At 43.6% G+C, this 21,951-nt stretch carries 19 protein-coding genes; 8 read left to right on the top strand and 11 right to left on the bottom strand.

The genetic code is table 11. From position 1 onward, the window contains the following. The first annotated feature begins 315 nt into the window (after nt 1-315). Entirely contained in the window at nt 316-3,138 is a 2,823-nt protein-coding gene (locus tag V6669_RS24895) for an endo-beta-N-acetylglucosaminidase (protein WP_338588466.1), read from the top strand. A gap of 140 nt (nt 3,139-3,278) precedes the next feature. Here the strand turns inward: V6669_RS24895 and V6669_RS24900 are convergent, their stop codons facing one another. Next, a complete protein-coding gene (locus V6669_RS24900; protein WP_338588467.1) occupies nt 3,279-4,856 on the bottom strand; it encodes a class I adenylate-forming enzyme family protein in 1,578 nt (525 codons plus the stop codon). 293 nt (nt 4,857-5,149) lie between these two features. Between V6669_RS24900 and V6669_RS24905 the strand changes: the two genes are divergently transcribed. Together V6669_RS24905 and V6669_RS24910 are read left to right on the top strand one after the other, a co-directional pair. Beyond that, entirely contained in the window at nt 5,150-5,635 is a 486-nt protein-coding gene (locus tag V6669_RS24905) for a hypothetical protein (RefSeq protein WP_338588468.1), read from the top strand. 632 nt (nt 5,636-6,267) lie between these two features. Beyond that, entirely contained in the window at nt 6,268-7,914 is a 1,647-nt protein-coding gene (locus V6669_RS24910) for an RNA polymerase sigma factor (protein WP_338588469.1), read from the top strand. Between the two features lie 407 nt (nt 7,915-8,321). Here V6669_RS24910 and V6669_RS24915 read toward each other — a convergent pair whose 3' ends face one another. From V6669_RS24915 to V6669_RS24930, 4 genes are all read right to left on the bottom strand, one after another. After that, the gene (locus V6669_RS24915; protein ID WP_338595039.1) at nt 8,322-8,786 is read right to left on the bottom strand and encodes a nucleoside deaminase; all 465 of its coding nucleotides are present in this window, start codon (nt 8,784-8,786) and stop codon (nt 8,322-8,324) included. A 486-nt stretch (nt 8,787-9,272) separates the two neighbouring features. After that, nucleotides 9,273-9,938 (bottom strand): cyanophycinase, encoded by a 666-nt coding sequence (locus tag V6669_RS24920; RefSeq protein WP_338588470.1) that lies wholly within the window; start codon nt 9,936-9,938, stop codon nt 9,273-9,275. A 137-nt stretch (nt 9,939-10,075) separates the two neighbouring features. Continuing rightward, nucleotides 10,076-10,642: a GNAT family N-acetyltransferase gene (locus V6669_RS24925; protein WP_338588471.1), complete on the bottom strand. Its 567-nt coding sequence runs from the start codon at nt 10,640-10,642 to the stop codon at nt 10,076-10,078. 126 nt (nt 10,643-10,768) lie between these two features. Next, nucleotides 10,769-11,992 carry a sigma-70 family RNA polymerase sigma factor gene (locus V6669_RS24930; RefSeq protein ID WP_338588472.1) on the bottom strand — a complete coding sequence of 408 codons (1,224 nt, stop codon included), beginning with the start codon at nt 11,990-11,992 and terminating at the stop codon, nt 10,769-10,771. 256 nt (nt 11,993-12,248) lie between these two features. Between V6669_RS24930 and V6669_RS24935 the strand changes: the two genes are divergently transcribed. Next, the gene (locus tag V6669_RS24935) at nt 12,249-13,067 is read left to right on the top strand and encodes a hypothetical protein (RefSeq protein WP_338588473.1); all 819 of its coding nucleotides are present in this window, start codon (nt 12,249-12,251) and stop codon (nt 13,065-13,067) included. Between the two features lie 109 nt (nt 13,068-13,176). Here V6669_RS24935 and V6669_RS24940 read toward each other — a convergent pair whose 3' ends face one another. Beyond that, on the bottom strand, nt 13,177-14,712 hold the full coding sequence (locus tag V6669_RS24940; RefSeq protein WP_074096359.1) for a helicase DnaB: 1,536 nt from the start codon (nt 14,710-14,712) through the stop codon (nt 13,177-13,179). A gap of 384 nt (nt 14,713-15,096) precedes the next feature. Beyond that, on the bottom strand, nt 15,097-15,390 hold the full coding sequence (locus V6669_RS24945; RefSeq protein WP_017692435.1) for a YuiB family protein: 294 nt from the start codon (nt 15,388-15,390) through the stop codon (nt 15,097-15,099). Between the two features lie 438 nt (nt 15,391-15,828). Here V6669_RS24945 and hemQ point away from each other — a divergent pair, with 438 nt between their 5' ends. Continuing rightward, nucleotides 15,829-16,575 (top strand): hydrogen peroxide-dependent heme synthase, encoded by a 747-nt coding sequence (gene hemQ, locus V6669_RS24950; protein WP_062837936.1) that lies wholly within the window; start codon nt 15,829-15,831, stop codon nt 16,573-16,575. Nucleotides 16,576-16,869: 294 nt separating this feature from the next. On the opposite strand, the gene V6669_RS24955 is transcribed toward hemQ, so the two are convergent. Together V6669_RS24955 and V6669_RS24960 are read right to left on the bottom strand one after the other, a co-directional pair. Then, nucleotides 16,870-17,124, bottom strand: a complete 255-nt coding sequence (locus V6669_RS24955) for a hypothetical protein (protein WP_036605767.1) — start codon at nt 17,122-17,124, stop codon at nt 16,870-16,872. Then, nucleotides 17,121-18,314, bottom strand: a complete 1,194-nt coding sequence (locus tag V6669_RS24960; RefSeq protein WP_036605766.1) for an NAD(P)/FAD-dependent oxidoreductase — start codon at nt 18,312-18,314, stop codon at nt 17,121-17,123. The genes V6669_RS24955 and V6669_RS24960 overlap by 4 nt, the downstream gene beginning before the upstream one ends. Nucleotides 18,315-18,941: 627 nt before the next feature. Here V6669_RS24960 and V6669_RS24965 point away from each other — a divergent pair. Then, nucleotides 18,942-19,943 carry an NAD(P)/FAD-dependent oxidoreductase gene (locus V6669_RS24965; RefSeq protein WP_338588474.1) on the top strand — a complete coding sequence of 334 codons (1,002 nt, stop codon included), beginning with the start codon at nt 18,942-18,944 and terminating at the stop codon, nt 19,941-19,943. 76 nt (nt 19,944-20,019) lie between these two features. Continuing rightward, nucleotides 20,020-20,271 (top strand): hypothetical protein, encoded by a 252-nt coding sequence (locus V6669_RS24970; RefSeq protein ID WP_074096361.1) that lies wholly within the window; start codon nt 20,020-20,022, stop codon nt 20,269-20,271. Between the two features lie 21 nt (nt 20,272-20,292). On the opposite strand, the gene V6669_RS24975 is transcribed toward V6669_RS24970, so the two are convergent. Beyond that, complete coding sequence (locus V6669_RS24975; protein WP_017692430.1) at nt 20,293-20,436, bottom strand: sporulation histidine kinase inhibitor Sda; 144 nt, start codon at nt 20,434-20,436, stop codon at nt 20,293-20,295. Nucleotides 20,437-20,791: 355 nt separating this feature from the next. After that, nucleotides 20,792-21,451 carry a YheC/YheD family protein gene (locus V6669_RS24980; protein ID WP_338588475.1) on the bottom strand — a complete coding sequence of 220 codons (660 nt, stop codon included), beginning with the start codon at nt 21,449-21,451 and terminating at the stop codon, nt 20,792-20,794. 238 nt (nt 21,452-21,689) lie between these two features. Here V6669_RS24980 and V6669_RS24985 point away from each other — a divergent pair, with 238 nt between their 5' ends. Then, nucleotides 21,690-21,944 (top strand): hypothetical protein, encoded by a 255-nt coding sequence (locus tag V6669_RS24985; protein WP_017692428.1) that lies wholly within the window; start codon nt 21,690-21,692, stop codon nt 21,942-21,944. Nucleotides 21,945-21,951 lie beyond the last annotated feature (7 nt).

A 21,951-nucleotide genomic window follows, 5' to 3' on the forward strand; every position in this document is an offset into this window, starting at 1 on the left:
CTTCTCCCAAGGGAAAATCCGGTGATAGCGTATGCTTCCGATGCAGCTTTCTTTCAGAAAGCTTTTAGGCGAACGCTTCGCTTTTCCAGTTTTTTCTGTCCTCTCCTTTTTCGTGTAAATGATTAGTTTAACTATATAGAATTATATCATCAGGCTTCTGACATTAACTTGTCACCTGGAACTTTTCTTTAGTTTGTACTAGCGATTCTTTAATTTCACCCTATTTAAAAACGCTTTCATCCACTATCGTTAACCATAAGTTTAGCTTTGTGTAAAAGAATACCTTACATTCATTCCACTTGAAGGAGGAACAGCATGACACGCAAACTCAAAGCAAAAGGCATCATCCCCAAGGTAACCGCCATGGTCCTTACTACGGCTCTGCTTGGACAAGTTGTTGCATCATCCGTTTATGCCGGAGACACGCTCCCTTACACCGGTGAAAGTGCCAAAGGGGTGAATCAGCCCTATCAACACGGGTACACCTCGGCCCAGATTCTGAACTGGACACCGGAAAGTGATATCCATGGTGACCTGCTTCGTGCCCATGTTCCCTTGCAGCCCCGTAATGAAGCTTTCGCTGCCACACAGGCATATCCTGAGCTCAGCCCGGACACCCAACTGTTCACAATGAGTGGTGATTACGGCAATGCATTCTTCGATAGCACACCTTATACCAATGAATTCAGCCAGTACCTCTTTAATTATTGGCAATATACAGACTACTACAGCTATTGGCACGGCATGGCCTCTGCGGGAGTACCTGAGGAGCTGTATGACCCGAGTAAAGAATGGACGGAGAAATACTTCGAGTTTGGCATTTTGAACATTCCGAATCCGGCCTACACCAATGCAGCCCACAAAAATGGCGTTAAGTCCATTGCTAACATCTTTTTCTCGGACAATGACCGTGGGCCACAAACCTATAAACAAATGCTGATCCAAGATGAAAACGGTAATTTCCCTGTGGCCGAGAAACTGGCCGAGATGGCAGAATACTACAACTACGATGGATATTTCTTCAATCAGGAAGAGGTTGCCCGGGGTGTAGCCCCTGAAGATATCGCTTCCTACAAAAAATTCATGAAATATCTAAGAGATAAAGGCCTGTACGTTCAGTGGTATGATTCCACCATCAATACAACAGGCAAGATTCAATACCAGAACCAATTCAATGGGCTCAATAGCCCGTTTGTGCAGGACTCCGTTCTCGGCAGAGTCTCGGATTCCATCTTCCTGAACTATGTATGGAACCACAAGATGCTCCGCGATTCCCGTGATCATGCCCTTAGCTTGGGACTGGATCCACTGGAAACCGTATTTGCTGGTGTTGAAGGTGGTCATGACAAATTCGGCCGCTGGAAGCAGTCCTACGACCTGCGTCATAACCTGGATGAGAACGGTCAGCCTATGAATAGTATCGCAACATTGGGTGCCGATTTCACCCACAACGCCCTGGATGAAGAAATGGGCGATGGCAGCACTAATCACCGAGCTGAGGATGAGTACCAGTGGATGACCTTTGTACGTGATCGTGCGTGGTGGTCTGGTCCAAATCAAGACCCGACAGATGCACGTCGTAATGCGTCTGCCAATCTGTCCGATGTGTATGCTTCCGGCGCAAACTGGGATGGAATCGCTGCGTATCTTACCGAGAGATCCGTCATCAATGGCTCTAATTTTGCAACAAGTTTCAATACGGGCCACGGTCTGAAATATTATGAAGACGGTGCTGTCTCGAACGATAAAGAATGGTCAAATATCAACATTCAGGATATCCCTGTCACCTGGCAATGGTGGATGGATAGCGAGGGCGACAAGCTAAGTGTTGATTTTGACTACGGTCCCTCTCATGAGAAAGGCGCAAGATACAACTATGACTCCATCGGCGCGTTTAATGGCGGCAGCTCTCTCGTGGTGAACGGTACATTGAACACGGATAACTTCCTGCGCCTGTACAAAACCGACCTGTCCGTCAACGGACAATCCAAACTGGAGCTGACGTATAACAAACCGTCGACTAGTGACGCTTCCTCCCTGCATATTGGGTTGATCTTCGAAGATGATCCATCCAACGTGGTCAATGTGGAAGTGCCTCAGTCAGGCCAGCATACTACAGGTTGGAAGACAACTTCGCTGGATTTGAGTGCATATCAAGGCAAAACCATTGTCGCTATGGGATTATCCTTCGACCCGAATGGCAAGGAGATTGAGAATTACCAGATGAATATTGGTGAGATCCGTATGTTCGACGGTTCAGCGGCTGTACCGGATGCACCCACCGGATTCCATATTGCCAAAGCACTGACCAATACCGATGAACTGGTTGTTGCATGGGACATGAAAGACTATTCTGAGGTCAAACAATACAATTTATATGAAAATGGTGCCTATGTAGGCGGCGTGTATGATTCCACTTTTTATATCAAATCGCTAAAACAGCCTTCTGGTGAACTGTCTATACGTGCGGTTAATGCAGACGGTACCGAAAGTGAAGCAACCGTCCTGCCTTACGATCTGAATGCAGCCGTTCAGAATATTGATGTGAAATTCAAAAAGAATGGCGATGCTATTGTAAGCTGGAAAAACCCGAAAAAGGCAAAAGAATCAGGCAAAGACAAAGGTAAGAATACGGATAAGGACAAGGATAAAAATAAAGACAAAGGAAAAGGCAACGAGTCTATTCAGCTCACACTAGAAACAGAATATACAAAAGAACCCTTCACCAAGTCGCTTCAGGTCAAAAAAGGAAAACAATCTGCCGTCCTGACCGGACTTCCGATCAACGGTGAGCATTACGTGCTGAACATCGCTATTGGCGGGCAGAATCCGGTTACCCATACCGGACAGCTCGCAGATCTTCAGATTACACCATACGCCAAGGAAAAGGTCACAGTAAAAGATGGAAAATATACACTTGCCCTGCCCGATCTGGAAGACTGGTACAAGATCTATGTATATGAAAATGGGGTGCCACGCGAGTTCGGAGTCACTTACGTTTCGCAGAAATTCCCGTATATCATTCGGGGAAGAACAAAGCTGAGTGAACTGACCTTCACACCAGCGTCCAGCAGCAGCTCTTTGAAACTGGTCATTGAGGATTATGCGGGTAATCAGGCCACTACGATTTTGAGGTAATACTACAAAGTATTTTTGTGTGCGCCAGCATAACCGTAATGAAAACATACAGCCCTTCACTTCCAAAAGGAAGTTGAAGGGCTGTCTTGTTGATCTAACAATAAATACTCTACCAAACCGTTATTAAACAGCATTTTCCGTTAGCATAGTCCTTCGGATAAAATTGAGGATAGATGCTTGCGCAACTTCTTTTTGTCTATTTTATCCACAGCTGTTCTAGGCAAAATATCCACAATGAACAGTTGAGTCGGCCATTTGTACGAAGCAAGGTGTGGCTCACAGAACGCCCACATCCGAGTCAGATCCATACTTTCACCATCCTGTAACACTATGAAAGCGACGAGTTCCTCTCCTTCTTCAGGAAGAGAATGTCCGATTACGGCCGCCTCGCTTACCGCCTCATGAGTCACAATAACATGCTCCACTTCGGCACAGAACACATTGGAACCGCCCACAATAACCATATCCTTCAAGCGATCAAACACATAAAGGTAACCTTCGGCATCCAGACAACCGACATCTCCAGTTCGGATCCAGCCATCGGGCATGGTCTCGGCAGAAGCCTCCGACTGGCGCCAATACCCCAGCATGGTCTGTGCACCTCGAACAACAATTTCTCCAGCCTCGCCCGTAACTGTCTCACTTCCATCCGTATTTAATATCCGAACTTCGAAGGCCTGCTCACCGTGGGCAACCAGGTCGGCGGGACGACCTACAGATCGAAGGCGATGAGGATCGCCCATATGCTGAGCAGGAAAAAGGCGGCTTATGGACATTCCACATTCCGCTTGTGAGTAGTTGTTCACAATGGTAACTTCAGGAAATTGTGATACGACCTCCTGTAGTGTATCCGGGGAAATATTGGACCCTCCGCAGCCAATAAGTGATAGGCTCTTCAAGTTTCTACCTCCTATGGATGCCTCACGGGTAAAATCACGAAGTAGTTGGCCTACTGTACTGAGTTGCGTAATCTGATCACGTTCAACAGCTTCCATAATGCGGTGTACATCCGCTGGGTATTTGTCTAGAAATACAAGACAGCCTCCGGCAGCCATGGTCGCCCACAGCTGGAACTGACCCACCAGATGGGATAAGTTGAGAACTAACACACGACGCTTGAGATCATGACCGAAGCCTGCAGAAGGCGTAAGTTGATTCCAAGCAGCCATTCCACGATGCGAATGCATGACCCCTTTTGGCCGACCAGTTGTCCCCCCCGTATAAATCAGGACTGCCGTATCGTCTACACTTCGTTTGAAATGGTCTTTTGGAGAGAACGTGGATTCCTGCTGTAAAAGAGCAGCAAGCGAACTGGCATTTGGCCCTTCTTCATCTGTCGTAAACAGTTTTGGACAATACCCAAGAAGCTTTACCGTGGCAATAGCTGCGTCAGCATGTTGGTCATCATGAATAACCATATGTGGTTCTGCATCCTGAAATATCGCAGCGAGTTCAGGCACTGTTAGCAAAGGAGACGGCACGAGCGGTATAGCGCCGATCCCAACTGCTGCATAAAACGCAACAACGAGCTGGGGATCTGGATCACCTAAAAGGGCAAAGCGATCGCCTGCCCGGAGACCTTCAACATACAGGGCATGACTCAGTCTCTCAACCAGACCGTAAAGCTCCCCGTAACTCATCGTTTGCCCATGTCGCATTAACGCAGGTTCCTCAGGGTACAGAGTTGCTGCAATCGGCAATCGTTCGGATAGAAGCAAGCAATTACCCCCAACATTTAAATTTCCATTTTTTCCGTTAAGAAAACTATGGAATAAAAAGAGAGTAGCATATATCTGGAATAATAAGTAATCATTATCCCCTATTAAAACCATAAATTCTCCTGATATTACAGTTCAACCAACAGATGATCCTTGCCGTTAACCTACTTGCTAGCGTAATTAGGTAGCCCTAATTACGCTGCTTTTTAAACTGAAATACAACATTTCTGGTTATCATTACGTTTATTTAGGTAACGAGTACCCAGGAGGAGATTATCATAAAGTTAAAGAAAATGCATTTTATTCTCAGTGTTGTAGCGTTATTTTTACTATCAGCTTGCGCGCGTGGTGTTACTGGCTCTAGTCAGCAGAATGAACTAGGTGAACCTTATCGTGTGGCGTTGGAGGAGTTAATTTCAACAGATACGGCTCTTAATGAAAACATGGAGTATATCTCATTGGATTTCGATAAAGGAATTCCATTAAAGGATTCTGATAAGAAAAGCATTGGGGATTACCTTCACAGCAAATATAACGTAAAAATTTATAACCTAACCTATGAAGAATTGATTGAAGAAGGACTTTCTGAACAGTTTGAAAACACGCTTAAAGGGATTTTACTGAAAATTGAAAAGCAGGAGAAGCAATCAGATAATAACATTGCCATAGAGGTCAGTAAGTATCGTACCAATGAAGGGTCGCTCTCTGCAAAAATAACATTAACCTATGAGGAAGGTAAATGGAAAGTTGCTACTCATACTCCTACAAGGGAAAGTTAAAGGAGATAATTTCTTTTACCAACGAGAGTGCTAGGAAAAGTTTATTATGACAATTATGGAAGTAGCCCTTTAGGGCTTTTTTGTCCGTATTTTCTAGGGTATATGCCTTCCCTAAAGGTATACCAAAAGGATCGTTAGCATTTTGGCAACGATCCCTATTGTCATCCGTTAATTGTAAACCACAGTTGATTACGTTGATTCTTTGAGCATTAAGCTAACGTTTCCCGTTATTTTAATGAACCTCAATTATGCATAAGAATAATTAATCGAGACCACTCCTCGTTAACTACGGAACGAAGGATTACCCCAAGTACCCAAAGAAGAACTTCGGCTCCTGCTCCTAGTTTGTATCCTCCCATAGTTGAACGGAAAAGAAGTATCTTTATATACTAAAAGTGAGGCCTTTACATCTAAAGTAATCTTCAACTTGTTTAATTCTTTTCCAATATACTTAACAAAAAAGTTCATAACGTCTTTTTACCATTCAAATAATCTACTCATGATGTTTGTAATTATATATGTATGAGTGATTTAGTAGGACGTCCAATTTTATAAAAAATAATCCCAACCTTTATTTCTCCTGGCACACTATATTATTGTCAGGAATTACAGATGCAAATATGGAGGAAAAAATGGATTCAATCAGTAAAAACGGAAAAGAAGCCGCGGAAGCGATTCGGAGCTATGTCAAACCGATTTTCGGTTTTGCGTTAAACCGGGTCAAGCAGCGGGCCGAGGCGGAAGATCTGGCTCAGGAGATTATGCTGCAGTTGTTGAAATCCTTCTCTGGGGTGCGGGACATTAGAAGCCTGGACGCTTACGTCTGGACGGTTGCTCGATACACTTGGGTGAATTGGTTGAAAAAACGTGCGCACGCTCCCCAAGCGATCGAAATCAACGGCATGTCTGAACTGTCTGCCGCCCCTTCCCGGGAACCGCTTGACCGTCTGCTGGCAACCGAAGCTTCACGCGAGCTGCGCCGAGAAGTCGCGTTTCTGTCCGACATCCATCGCCGGATCGTGGTCATGCATTACTATGACGGGCTTAAAATCGGTGATATCGCGATTGCTCTGAACATTCCTGTAGGCACGGTGAAATGGCATTTGAGCGAGGCTAAAAAGGAGTTACGGAAAGGAATGAAACGTATGCGTACAACAGGAACTTTAAGTGTCAATCCGGTCAGCATGGGGGAAATGGGCCATTCGGGTTCGGCCGGCAGTTTGGGCGAAACCAACGATTTTCTTGGACGCGCCTTGGCGCAAAATATCGTTTACGCGGCTTATCACAAGGCGCGTACCGTACATCAAATCGCGGAGGAGCTGGGAATGCCGCCGGCTTTGTTGGAAGGCGAAGTCCGGCATCTGGCCGATTACAATTTTCTCATCCAAACCTCTCCCGGCAAATATCAAAGCAATACCATCATCTGGGACCTCTTCGAGTTGGCCGTAGCCGGTCATCAATTTTGGCAAGATTGTGCTGCCGAAGTGGCCGATGTTCATTTTGACGCGTTAATGGAAGTTTGCCGTCAAGTCGAGGATAGCGGAGTGTACGTTCCGGACAGCGACTATAACTTCCTGCTTTGGACCTTGCTGCCCAAAAACATCGAGGAGCAATCTTGGCGGAGCATGCCAGCGGGCGAAAACTTCGATGCGGTCGCACCAATACGAAAGGACGGAGGTCAATATATTGCCTATGCGGCGTTAAATCGGAGCCACTATGCCGATCCGGGTTTTGATATGAGTAGTTACGTCACCTTCGGTCCGTCGCTCCGCTATGTCGAAAACTCTCCTTTATACTTGTGGCAATTCAATACGTACTGGAGCGACCGCCAGATGGATTGGCGTTCCCTGGAATATCGGAATGTCGAGATTTGTCATGCGTTCCAACAAGGGGAACTGCCCGACAACGAAGAGAACGCCGAGCAATATTCGTTCCTGCTGGAGAAGGGGTACATCCGCAAGACGGAGGAGGGGTACAAGTTCAATGCGGTTTGGATCGACTCTCCGCAAACGTTGGATCGGTTGAACAAAGCAATGCCGGATTTGTCCGCTCTGTATGCGCCTGCTGTCGGCAAGCTCTACGATAAAATGCTCAACCTGTTCCTGCAAAATCAGCCGAAGCATTTGGAGCCGCAGCTTGCTTATATGGTGAGAGGTAACACCGGCGGAGGCCGGCTTGTCGCTTATATTTTGAAGCATTTGATCGATAACGGGAAGTTGAAACCGCCGTTGCCGCACCAGCAGAAGACGATTTCAACCTGGATGGGGCCGGTCAAGTAAGTCGGTTCGGAAATGTATACGAAGAATAGCCGTTCCCGGGTGGTGGCCATTTTCACACAAAACTTTGTCTGTCCTGTCCAACGAAGTAATTAGGACATCGCTATTTCACCACGGCCCCCTCCTGAACGTAGAAAATGATTAAAAACTCCCCATGACGCGTGTGCGCCATGGGGAGTTTTTAATCGCAATCGTATCTGCAAGATCTCCCCTTTACCTTACGATTTTTATCTTTCTTGTCCGCAACCAACCGTGAGAGGCCAGATGCTCCACATACTCAGCAGATCTATTCAGCAAAACTGCCCGTTAGTTGAGTAAAAGCAGCCAATCACAATGATCAGCTGCTTTCTTGTTGTTATTGAGCTAACGTTTCCCGTTAGCTTAATACATCAGGCGCAAAGTTTCATTTATTATTGAACAATTTCATTTACTAATTCATCATTCCAATGATTATCGGTATACCCACGGCTGTTGTTCCATTCTGCTAACATTTTTCTTTGTCTCAATTCTAAATCTCTGTAAGGGGCTGCAACAAACTCGATGTCGTGGAACAGATCATTATAAATAGGTAATTCGCTATTTAATTCCTTGAATTTTTTAAATGCACCTATATCCTTATCATTTGCAGCCCAAATCACTTTTTTAATCAAAGACAATACGATTGTACCTGTGCACATGGGACAAGGCTCACAGGTAGTATATAAGGTAAGTTCGTTCTTAGGAATAAATTTCTTGCTCTCAGGGTGAAGTATCACATTTCCAGCTTTTCTTATAGCGTCCACTTCGGCGTGAGCTGTAGAATCACAGCTTGAAAAAACTCTGTTCCTACCTCGGCTTACAACTGAACCATCTGCATCAACAATAATTGCACCGATAGGAAAGTACCCTCATCTCTTGCCTTTTCTGCTTCTTCAAAAGCTAACAGAAGGTTTTGGTAATGCTTGTCCATCTTATACACATCCCATCTCAGTAATTCCCAATAATAATATATTCCAAAAATATACTGCTACTCCTTCTCCCATAATGCTAATTTTTTCTTGTATGGCTAAGCTAATCTGCCCGCTAGCTTAATGAGGAGCTCATCATCCTAACATAATTTTCGTGTTCTCTACCGTCCCCAAAGGTATACCAATAAGGATCGTTAGCATTTGTGCAACGATCCCTATTGTCAGTCCGTTGGTTGAAATAAGCAACTGATCACTTTGATACCCTGCCTACTATAAGTCCTAGGGATATTAAATTGCATCTGTTTACAAACAGTATTCCAATCATAGAAAGGAGACCTGAGATGATTCGCCTGTTAGCCATGATTTTATACATCAAAAGGAATTAGTTATGTAATTCACAGCATCTTACCCTAATTAGAGCGTCTCAACCAATTTCTGAATCTTTGAGTGGGAAATTAAATATACAGGACCCATTATTTCTATATTGCCGTCCTTTACACGTATAGCGCTCTCCTGTTCTGCCGCATAAACATCATTCTCTTCAGACAAAGGGGACAGGTAGCCTTGAACAAACGTGGCGTAATCGCGTTGAGAATGAGATTCGTAGGCAAAATGATCAAAGCCAATACCATTATAAATAGTACTTGTTTCAACTTCATCAGTGTTATTCAAGCTTAACCATTTTGCAGCCATGTTTAACGCACCGGCGCTGGCAACCATGATAACGGCATTGCTATTCTTAATAACGTGCGATAATTCATATTCCACCAAAAAATCATTCTGCAAAACAGGATATCCACCACATAAAAAAATGACAGAAGCGTTCTGAATGAATCGCTGAGCATCTTCTTTCTGCATACGGTAATCGATGAAATGATATTTATCAAAAATAATGTTAGCCTGATTCAACCATGTCCATTCAGAAATATCATCAAAGTTAACTTGCTCATCTGTATGACCAGACGGATTAGCACTAATCATAACAAGCGATTTTCTGTCTTGTATATCCTCCTGCAAACAATGGACCAGCTTCTCAGGAAAAAAATGATTAAACCAACTGAAATAGTAGTGAGTTTTCAAACTTAATTACCTCCATATGTATTATTTACATTCATCCATTCTTAACGAAAACATATTATACTTGCTAGAAAGATGAACGGTTGTTCAGCCACGTTAACCTGCTCGTTGGCTTAACAAATCGCATCAGTTAAAGATGCTTACTTTACTTTTACTAATGCATATATGTTCGTGTCTCTTAATTCGCTTCCATCAACAGACAGGTCTTCATTCCTGATAACACCTTCCAGATCAAACCTCAACCTTTCGGGAATCATCTTGCTTTTTGTGTTTTTGGTGTCACAACGTATTTCTATTCGATTTGCATTCAAATGATTAAAAGCAAAATCAGTGATGCCTTGTACAGCTTCAGTCATATAACCTTTGCCACTATACCTAGTATCAATCCAATACCCAATTTCAAACTTTCGAACTTCCCAATCAATGTTATGTAAGCTAGAAGAGGCTACTAATTGCCCGGTATCCTTCAAAAATACAAGTAGCCTTAGGTTTTCTCTACTTAGGAATTTAATATGCGCTTCTCTTATCCTCAGTTCTGAATTATACTCCTTATGTTTTTCCTGAGCCCATTTCATCCAAGGCTTCAACTCTTCAATGGAAGCATTTACAGCTTCACATACTACCTTTCCATCACCTGGTTTAGGCATTCTAATCAGTAGACGCTCTGTAAAAAATTCACCCGGAAAATCAATCATGATAGGATTCATAGACAACCTCTTTTTATATGTATTATACAAAATAACCCAATTTATTGATAGTACATTTACCATAACTCTAACCACGTTAAAAAAAGCCCGGTTCTTCCCCCCGGGCAACATACATTTTTGTATGGGTTACTTACTTATAAATTCTACCATCTTCTGATGTATTTCCTTCTCGGAACATTGAAAGATACCATTAAAATCCTGGGGGTTACGGATCAATTTGTTTAACTGGTCTATTCCATATTGTTGAACAACAAACTCTACAAATAGGAACGAAAACTGAAAACCCTTCATCGTTTCGAAATCCCAGGTATCATTATCTAATTGTTCGAACGTTGGGATCTCTAAATTGTGAATAGACTCTTCTGTTGAACCTTCAATAAAGTCCTGAGTCATCCCCTTGGCTTCATATCCACCAATTCCTTGCCTTATCCATTTCGGAGCCTTCGGATTAATTTCACTTATTAGCCACATGGCGAACAAGTGAACCGTACCTTTAAGAATCGATTGATAGGTATGCTCCGGTCCTGGATTTAATGGAGATACAATTTTGAGAATACTCCCTTCATAGGTACCCATGAACCAATTCGGAGCATCTGCTTCTCCGACCGCTTGGTGAAACGATGGCATATCAGGATATACTTCAATCGTCACTTTTCGCGATGGATGATAATTGTACTTTAGCGAAATTCGTTCAATATGATCACTTAGTTCATTGAACAAATCATGGTGTACTTTATTGGGCTGATTGTTCAATCCCTCGTTTTCACCCTTATTAACAATTGAAATCAGATCTTGAATAGACATGATCGTAACGCCTCCCCATTCTTTCAGTTCCTTTTTAAGTTTTTCCAAAGCTCTGTAGAGTCTGTTCTTTACTGCACTTTCACGCATCCCTACGATCTTAGAAATTTCAAGCAGTGTGCAGTCCACAAAAAAGCGTAATGCAATGATTTCCTGGTCGGTTTCATTTAACTTTTTCAGCGCAACTCCGATATCAATTCGAAAATCAACATACTTCGTAAATTCAAGGGAGATCGACTGTGATTCATATCCCGCAAAATCAAACGGAGTTTCTTTTTTTCGCGATAACCTGCGATATTCGTTTTTCACTGTATTCTGAGCAATCTTGAATATCCACGTAAATAAATTTGATTTCCCTTGGAATCGGTGAAGATTCTCGACTGCTTTTAAAAACACCTGTTGAGTCAAATCATCTGCAACCATCGGATTCAATTTCAGGGAAAAGTACTTGCAAATCCTTTGACGATACAGCTCATAAGTGTTTTCAAAGTTAGTGATGCTTTCCTGTTTATCCGGATAAACAGGTTTTGTGTCATGAGCTCCTGACATGGTAAGAACCTCCTCTTGATTTACAATGAATTAGACACCAGAGAGAGTCAGAAGGCCACATAAATATAAAATAAATATGTATTCAACCTTTCAGGTTTGTTACTTACAGGACTAATCACCCTTTTTGAAATCTCATTTCATATCATCTCTATGATTTCATATCTTTACAAATTTATAACGATAAGCAAAGATTGGAATAGTTCTGGAGGGAATCACATCATGTAAATCGACTTTCCAAAATGAAGGAGAGATAATAATGAAATACACCAATGTTTTATTATCAAGCGTAATTGTCTTAGGAAGCATGGGCACGTTATCAACTGCATCATCTTCATTTCATACTTCTAATAAAATAGCACACATTGCTGCTGACTCAACATCTGTGAATTCTTCGACATACCAGAGTATATCTAAGTTTGAAAAAACAATAAGCTCAAACAAAATTGTCTGGAGAGGTGACAACATCACGATAACCGCGAACACCTTAAAGCTAGATGGTGCTGCCGATTTTGAACAAAACATCATTGACACCATTGTAGTTACTCATGGTAAAGAAAAGCACACCCTACAAACAGGAGATTTTGAGGTTAAATTATTGGATATCACTAGTGTTGTTAAATCTCCATCAAATGAATGGATTGCTATCCAAGTCGAAAAAAGTGCTGGCAGCAACCTCATTCTCATGAACCTTAAAACAGGAAAGTACACGATTATAAACGAACGTCTTGAAAAAGCAGGTAAACAAAATGTAGAAACCATTTCATCATATAATTGGTCACCAAAAGAAGACATCATTGCATTTTCTTATGGAAATACGGAGAAAAGCACGTTAGCAATATACGACACTAAGAAAGACAGTATTGTTTATCTCCCTCGGGCAACCAACTATATAAGCACCGGTTTAATTTTATGGCATAAGAACGGAGAAAATATGGATTACATTAGTGAGTATCCTTCAGATCAATGGATTCTTTTCAGATACGATACAGGAAGCAAAAAAGTTAAGCCTGTAAAAAGAATCACAAAAAAGGAATTTCTGCAGTGGTTTAAATTAGATAAATATCCTACGAAATAATAAAAAAAATGGATTAAACGTAAAATACGTTTCTTCAGTTCAACTTATATAACAAAAAGGCGAGTCTCCATTAATCGGAGGACTCGTCTTTTAGCCTTGTTATAAATATTTAAGAAGTTCCTTTTTGCTTACTCGCCTGCATCTGCTGGGCAAATCTCATCATCTCTTCGAACTCTTCCTCAGATACGGCATCCCCATCGGTGCTTATGTCTTGTACAATCGGAATTTCGGGCTTAGCTTTGGTTCCTTTGCCGTATGTACGGGTACGGGTTCCAGCTGCACCAGCAGCCTGTTTGCCTTTGACCTTGGCCTGATCACGAATATATTGCACAGCTTTCTCATATGAGTTTACCTGTTTAAGCAGCATGTTGGAGGCGATCGCCTCAACGAAGTTACGGTTAATCCGCTGCTCGCCACCGGATACAAGCAATGCCATCAAATAATGAATCAATACATTGATAACTTCACCAGGCAACTTGTAACTCAGATCAATTTTCTCAAATATATCAATGAGATTGTCCGGTACTGCACCCGGGAAGAACGTCTGCAGCAGGCGGGTATATGGCTCATTACGCAACATCATATTGTATTGATGAATATCACACTTCGTCATAAATTGTGGAGGCACTTCGACGTAGTATTCCATCTGTACTCCATGTTCAACAGGTGGTTCACCGGAGTCTTCTTTCCGCTCTGGCTCCTCCATATGCTGTCTCAGTGCTACGACCTTCGCGGCCTGTACGGTCTGTTGCTCATGACGCTTCTTCGTCTGTCTGAACTGCATACTTGCTTTATGCTGAAGATCATCCAGAATTAGCTGGCCCTGTGGACTGAAGATATCATCTTCATCCAGCAGACGGCATACATCCTGCACACTAAGGTTAAACTTGTTTACTACATAATTTACAATGCCCAGTTGTTCATGATCGAACCGCAACTGTTCTACATGACGACGATTGACCGACTCCCGCGGGAAACGCAAAATAATGTCGGCATAGTTCAAACTATTTTCTTCCGCTGCATCATTCGTGCCTGTCCGCTGGGCTGTAGTTGATACTTCCGACAAAGCCTGCTCCAACTCGTAATCAATTACATGGGTATTCAATTCAAATATATCGTAAAAGGGAACAGAAATATTCTCTTTATTGGCTGCCGGATAAGGTGCGTCCCCATTTTCCACTGCCGAGAAACCGGAACGCAGGGAAAGGACTGCGAATTTACCAATCTTGTCACGAAGCAGCAGTGTCAAATGCTGTGTCCGGAAAAACTCTGCCGGAGAGAGCGGCGGTTGCAGCTCATATTCGTAGATGTAATCATCATTTTCCGGTATATATAACCGTGAAGTCTGAAGTAGCCCCACTGCCTCAAGCTTGGATGTCTGCTCTAACATATATTTGCGCCCCTTCTCACTTGGCTCCAAGCCAAGCGTCATGAACAGCCTCCGTTGCTGTTCAAGCGGCGAATAACCGACCTGTTCACCGGGAAGATGCTGAAACAACAGCCGATACAAGCCAACCGCAAAAGCACCTACCATGGGCTGATATGCTCCTGTAAGCATACGGTCATCCAGGGCGCTAAGTCCAAACTCCCTGTATACGCAGTAGCGATGATGTTCAGTATAATGGTGCAGATTCTTCATGCGCATAGCCTGATCTCCTTCTCCCCAAAAGTATGTTTATCTATTCTATCATAAATGTCTGATCCTCAAATGCTCAAAAACAGGTAAAAAGATGGCCTGTTCTCGCTCCGTTTCGTCCTAGGTCGACATCATTCACGTTTTCGCCGAATTCAGCAATTTCTAAAATAAAAATGTCGAGAGCCGCTAGAATACTATAAAAGCTGTAGCCGCAGAATACAAGGGAATATCTGAAGAGAATGTTCTCCAGATGTATATGAAGTACAAGTGTACAATAATCCTTCTAATATAAATGATCAGCAAAAAAGCCTTCCCTTTGTACTCGTAAGCGTTTACGACAAAGACAAGACTTTCACGCGATTACAGTGGCATGTGTTACCTCTTTCCAACAATCTAAAACATTCTGTACCCACCCAAACGCAACTTCTGGATCGTCCAGCCACTGATTACCGCACCAGCCAGTCCAGCGATGCCCGTCATATAGTCTACAAGCTGGAAAGAACCCAGATGTGACATCAGAGATGACGAATGATCCCATAGAGAGTACACGACGACAGGCAAAATCACAATGATGAACAGATAGGAAGGAAACCAGGTGGTCTTCATCAGCATGTTCAGAATGAAACCGATACCAAACATCATAACGAAAAATAATACCATCAATACCAACACAGGTATAAATTGCATCGGACGACATTCACCTCTTCTTTCACACATTCAGGTTTCACTTCTGGATAGTAGTTAGTGTACCGCAAAAAATGTGGCGAAGCAACGAACTTTCTGGACAAATTTCCCTATATTTATACTCTGTTCATTTGCCCTTCTGCTTCATGTTGGGATACAATGTAAACGATAAAGCACTCACCCGTCCCTTATAGTACGTGTTCAAAAAGACTGGTTTTCAGTACCGAGAAGATGGAATGAAGCTAGAAATGGAGCAGCGGAGCGTAGGAAAGCTACGTGAGCAACTACAATGTTTCCTAAGGAAACATACTTCGTAAGCCTCCCACTTATTTCGGCTGGATGCTGATGATGCCACCAGGCATCATTCGTAATCAAAAGCGGACTTTTTGAACAACCACTTATAGGGATTTGGAAATATACCTTGCAGGAGGAACACAACCAATGAACGAAGCCGCATCAACACTGGAGGGCTGGTATGCCCTGCATGATTTTCGCTCGATTAACTGGGCCGCCTGGAAAGCAGCAGATGATGAAGAACGCGCTGTAGCACTGGACGAGCTTCAGGAATTCTGGAAAGAATGGAAAGAAGTCGAGGATTCATCCAAAGGAAGTACCGTTGTATATACGGTTGTAGGTCAAAAAGCAGACCTCGTCATGATGCACCTGCGTGAAACGCTGGAAGATCTGAAGGCTGTTGAGAACGCGTTTAACAAAACGATGTTTGCTCAATACACAACGAAGTCGTATTCCTACGTCAGTGTAGTGGAACTGAGCAACTATCTTGGCAAAGAAGGCGAAGACCCGATGCAGAATCCGGAGATTATCGCCCGTCTGAAACCTGTTCTGCCACAACGACAATACATCTGCTTCTATCCGATGAACAAAAAACGTGAGCTGAACGACAACTGGTACATGCTGTCCATGGACGAGCGTCGTACCATGATGCGCAGTCACGGCATGATTGGTCGTAGCTATGCGGGTAAAGTAAAACAGATCATTACGGGCTCTGTCGGTTTCGACGATTGGGAATGGGGCGTTACACTGTTTGCGGATGATGCACTTCAGTTCAAAAAACTTGTCTATGAGATGCGTTTCGATGAAGTTAGCGCACGGTATGGCGAATTCGGTTCGTTCTACGTGGGAAGTCTGTTGAACGAAGGAACACTGGAAGACATGCTTAAGCTGTAAAAATAACACCAAGCACAATAAAGCACCGCGACATCTCCTGTAAAGGATACTGTCTGCGGTGCTTTATTATCTATCAATATTCTACTACCTCAAGCTTGATTTAGATCTATATTGTTTGAACTATTTATTTACACAAAAACGGAAAGGACAGAAAAAACCTGAAAAAGCGAAGCGTTCGCCTAAAAGCTTTCTGGGAGAAAGCTGCATCGGAAGCATACGCTATCACCGGATTTTCCCTTTAACAAAAGGGAATCAAAAAAATCTGGGGATAACAGCGATTGGAAGGTTATGTCTCTAATCCTCGTCCTCATCATCTACCGCTTTCAGCGATTCGAGGAACTCAGCTGTGGCCCGGTCACGGTCACGACCCTTCTCTTTAAGCCGCTCAATCGCAGGCATAATGAGAATATCCACTTCTTTCTGCACAATGTAGGCCAGATCATATTGATCCTGTTCCTCCAGATAACCACCGACCTGCATCAGGGCGTTGTATCGATCCAGCTCTTCACGTGTTAATAGTCCCCGGACCTGAACACTGCAATGTCTCATCCAAAAAACCGCCCTTTCTTCAGGACTAACGGAATACCACCAATGATGAACAGATAACGCAGATCAACCAGCTTCTTCAACTGAGCCGCTTTCCAGCCCTTGTATTTCTTGCCGCCCACAACGGCAATAGCTTCACCTTTACCCAGTGATGCAACCGTGCCTTTGCTCGTAAATACAAAAGGTTGTGGCTGTTTCTTGCGAATGGATGCCACGACGTTCTTGGCGCAGTTCACACCCTGCTGCATCGCAATCTGAGCTGTTGGCGGATAAGGCCGTCCTTCAGCATTGAACACAAGTGAATTATCACCAATGACATAGACATGCTCATGCCCCGGAGCACGCAAGTAGTCATCTACTTTCACACGTCCTCGCATCACTTCAAGACCTGCCTGTTCAAGCAGTGAGTTACCGCGAATACCGCCGGTCCATACGACTGTAGCCGCATCGAGCTTTTCACCCTCACCCACAATAACCCCGTCCGGGAGACATTGCTTGATTGGAACACCAATTTTGAAAGTAACGCCCTTCTTCTTGAGCACATTCATCGCATGTTCTACCAATTCCGGGTCAAATCCAGGCAAGGCCGAAGGCGCTGCCTCTACATTATAGATGTGCACATGTTTTGGGTTCACGTCGAACTCTTTGCACAGCTGTGGAATACGATCTGCAAGTTCAGCTACAAATTCAACACCGCTGAAACCCGCTCCACCTACGACAAACCGAATACGATTTCGTTTGTTATCGTTTTTGTACATCGCAAATTGATATTCGATGTGTTCTCGAATCAGTCTGACCGAGTTAATGCTGCGGATTGTCATGGCGTGATCAAGCATACCCGGAATACCAAAGGTCTCAGGCTCACCGCCTAGTCCAATAATCAGATAATCATAGGATAACGTGCCGTCCTCCAGAATAATCTTCCGATCCTGCAGACGAATCTCCTTCACGGAAGACTTGACCAGATCAATCTTGAACTCATCAATCAGCTTGGAAATGGGCACTCTTGCATGCTCAATGGTATCCGTGCCGGCTGCCGGCATATGTAGATGTGTAGTAATATAATGATAATCATGCCGATTCACCAGTGTGACGTCGGCCTCGTTATAGTTCAATTCCTTCTGCAGCCGCTGGGCTGTCAGAATCCCGCCATAGCCCGCGCCGAGGATGACGATTTTGGGAATACTGCTCATGTCTATACCCCTTCCGGTTTCACTTGCATCAGCCCGATCTTGGGTGAGATGCAAAATGCACATACTTACAAATATTGATGAGGTCTTGCCCATTATGACGACAAATGTTAACTTCGCGAATTTATTTAAACGTTTGCATCAATTTCATGACTCACTAAAAATGGATTTTATGAAACTAGATATCGACATATCGAACTGTTTTGATCTATATCTAGACTTGATTGAAGCAACTAAAGGGTTTATGAAATTGATACGTTTGCACGCAAGTTATCGTTTCAAGTTGTGAAATTAACCACAAGATTCTATAAAACACGGGATTTGTCTTCATATTACATATTGACTCTAAATTAGACAAAAAAACACATAGTACAGGTCAAGGATATCTGTATTTCTAGTAAAGATCAAGGTTTTTTTTGTTATTTTTCATAACCTTTCATTTCCAATTTCATCCTATTCTCATCTGATCTTCATCAATTATTCTCAGTTTCGTGACGCCGCTAACTTTGCAACCCTGAATACACCGTTTATAATAGGAAAGACAGTTCAGCACCAATGCCGGTTACCATCCGTAGCCTGTACATTCTTTCTGTTAACTACCTATTAAAATATGAAAGGTGTTGTTGATTCTTGACTGCACAAAATTCCAGTCATGATATGACTGATTTACTTATTATCGGTGGAGGCCCTGCGGGTCTGTTCGCCGCGTTTTACGGTGGGATGCGTCAGGCATCCGTTACACTGGTTGAAAGTATGCCACAGCTTGGCGGACAGCTTGCCGCTCTTTACCCGGAGAAATACATCTATGATGTAGCCGGATTCCCGAAAGTAACGGCTCAGGAACTGGTGAATAACCTGGTTGAGCAAATGAGTCATTTTAACCCGAACATCCGCCTTGAAGAAAAGGTTGTATCGGTGGAGAAAAAGGATGAACAACATTTCGTCGTGAAGACGGATGAGAATGAATATCATGCCAAAGCCGTCATTATTACAGCTGGTGTAGGTGCATTCGAACCACGTCGCCTGGAGCTTGAAGGTGCTGCCAAGTTCGAGAAGAGCAACCTGCACTACTTCATCAGTGATCTGAATGCCTTCGCTGGCAAAAAAGTACTGATCAGTGGCGGCGGTGACTCCGCGGTAGACTGGGCACTCATGCTGGAGCCTATCGCTGAGCAAGTAACTCTGATCCATCGCCGGGACAAGTTCCGTGCGCATGAGCACAGTGTTGAAAACCTGATGAATTCCAAGGTGAATGTTGTTACACCGACCGAAATCACGGAACTTCATGGGGATGATACGATTACCAAGATAACCCTTTCCCATGTGAAAACCAAAGAAACTCAGGAAATCGAAGTAGATGACGTGATCGTTAACTTCGGATTTGTCTCTTCTCTCGGACCGATTGCCGAGTGGGGTATCGAAATTGACAGCAACTCCATCGTTGTTGATTCCCGCATGGAAACATCTATTCCAGGAATCTTCGCTGCCGGAGATATCACAACCTACCCAGGTAAACTGAAGCTGATCGCTGTCGGATTCGGCGAAGCTCCAACAGCCGTTAACAATGCGAAGGTATACTTCGATCCAGATGCCAAGTTGTCCCCAGGACACAGTAGTAACATGAAACGCTAGTTTTGCGGAAATAACATATATTGATACAAAAAAGGGTATCTTACTCCTGAGTGAATCCATATCAGGAGGGATACCCTTGTCTTATATATGCCCGCTGTGTAACGGTCTGGTTGTACCGGAGCAGGCTTGCCCCCACTGCCTTCAGGGACTGTTAGAATGCGGCAAATTGGATGATTACACCGGACCATACAGCCCCTACGTATTCCAACCTTCCTCTGACACGGCAGACGAAGTCGAAAACGTTTGCAATCATGTGATGTACTGTCACCATTGTCAGACGAGCACGCCATGGCCTGTCTCACTATGGGACTTGTCCGGAAACCTGTAACATTGCCTGCAATGAGGATCTCTAGTGAAGAATGGCAGATACGTCGGTACCCAGTTTGCGCTTATGGATTTCTGCCAACAGCAGTGCGATGAAATCTCGTTCGAGATTCAACTCAATCGCTTTATGGTAGGAATCCAACAACATCTCATCGGATAACATAGCCATTTCCCGCCACAACCTTTCCTTTTTTTTCCTCAAAACTATCATATCAGAGATTCATATAGAGAACAAGCGTTCTTGTTATCCACAACGTTATGTGGAAATCCTGTGCATAGTTTGTTGATAAATGGAAAAAATACAGAGTAATCAACGTGTATAGTGTGGACAATATTTATGCACAGGAAGTTTGTACTACTGTCAGAACGTTTATCAGCGTATTTTTTTTGGAATAAATTCATAGTTTCAAGACTTGTTGCGAGTAAATTACCCAGTAATGTAAAATTTCAAACGGTTTTCATACCGTTTTCTTCTATATATTATCGGTTTTTCTTGAATTTTCTTGAGTTTTCCCATTCATTTTCTATTGAGTTCTGGTATTCACTTCCAAAATCCAGATCTTGCCTGAATAATCCAGTCCGTAATCAAATCCAAGCTGACCTACACCAGGGAACTGACTTTCCATAATGTACGTACATGTCAGTGTAAGGGAGCGCATCTCCCGGCGTTTGTGCCGACCGGATATATGTGGCAGGGATAAACCAAGAGCTCGCCTTCCTGATAACATGGTGCCACCCTTGCTCAGATTCGTCACACAGAGTCCGGGACGAGCGAGTCGTCCTACTAAAGAACGGAATACCCAGCCTCGTTCGGTTTTGACAACTTTGACTCTGTAATCAACAGGTCTCCCTTGAATTGTTGCCAGATGAATACCTTGCTGGATCAAGTACTTGCGTCTAGCTTTTACACGCACCAGAGAGCGATACATCTGGCTGAAACTGGCGAAAGAACGGGTCGTTTTCATATGGGTGTATCGATAAGCCCCACCGCTGGCCGATACCCGGATAACACCGTAACCTCCGCCTCCTACAATAGGTTTGACGTACACCATTCCATAACGACTGAGCATTTGCAGCAGATTACCCGAGTTGAATGCCTTGGTCTGTGGGATATGGACAGCCGCTACCGGGTATTTCATCAGAGCCGCTGTCTTCCGCCATTTGCTTGCAAGTTGTCTCGACATGGGTTGATCTCCTTCCTTGAAACAATAGTCCTTCCTTATACATACTCAACAGAAGCCTTGCTTTCTTGGATGTCTGTCCACGGCAAAGGCCCCTTTTCCATGTAACCTGTCCCAGGGGTGATGGCGGAAACGGGAACAAGCGCCCGGTTTGCTTTTCAAACAAGTCAATCTGTCGTATGCTACTAAGGAATGGCTTGGAAGGGCTTAAATATGAGGATCTAAGGAGCGTTCAGAACAAATGGAAGCATTTTTCAAATCACTTTATGGCGTAGCCTATTTTGCAATGTCGATCGTTCTGGTAGCTGTTACGGTACTTCTTTTTGTCACAGGTATTCGACTGTTTATGCAAAAGCGTAATCGCGGCTTTGCCGTGAGTTGTCTTATATTTGCCTGTTTCATCGTCTTTATCATTGTTGTTATGTTAACTACGCCCTTCTCTGCCACACCACCGGGTTCACCGGAAGCCATGGCTGCCCTTCTTCACTTCGGGTAGTTGAACC

The sequence above is a fragment of the Paenibacillus sp. Y5S-9 genome (genome assembly GCF_036894235.1).
Classification (GTDB): Bacteria; Bacillota; Bacilli; order Paenibacillales; family Paenibacillaceae; genus Paenibacillus.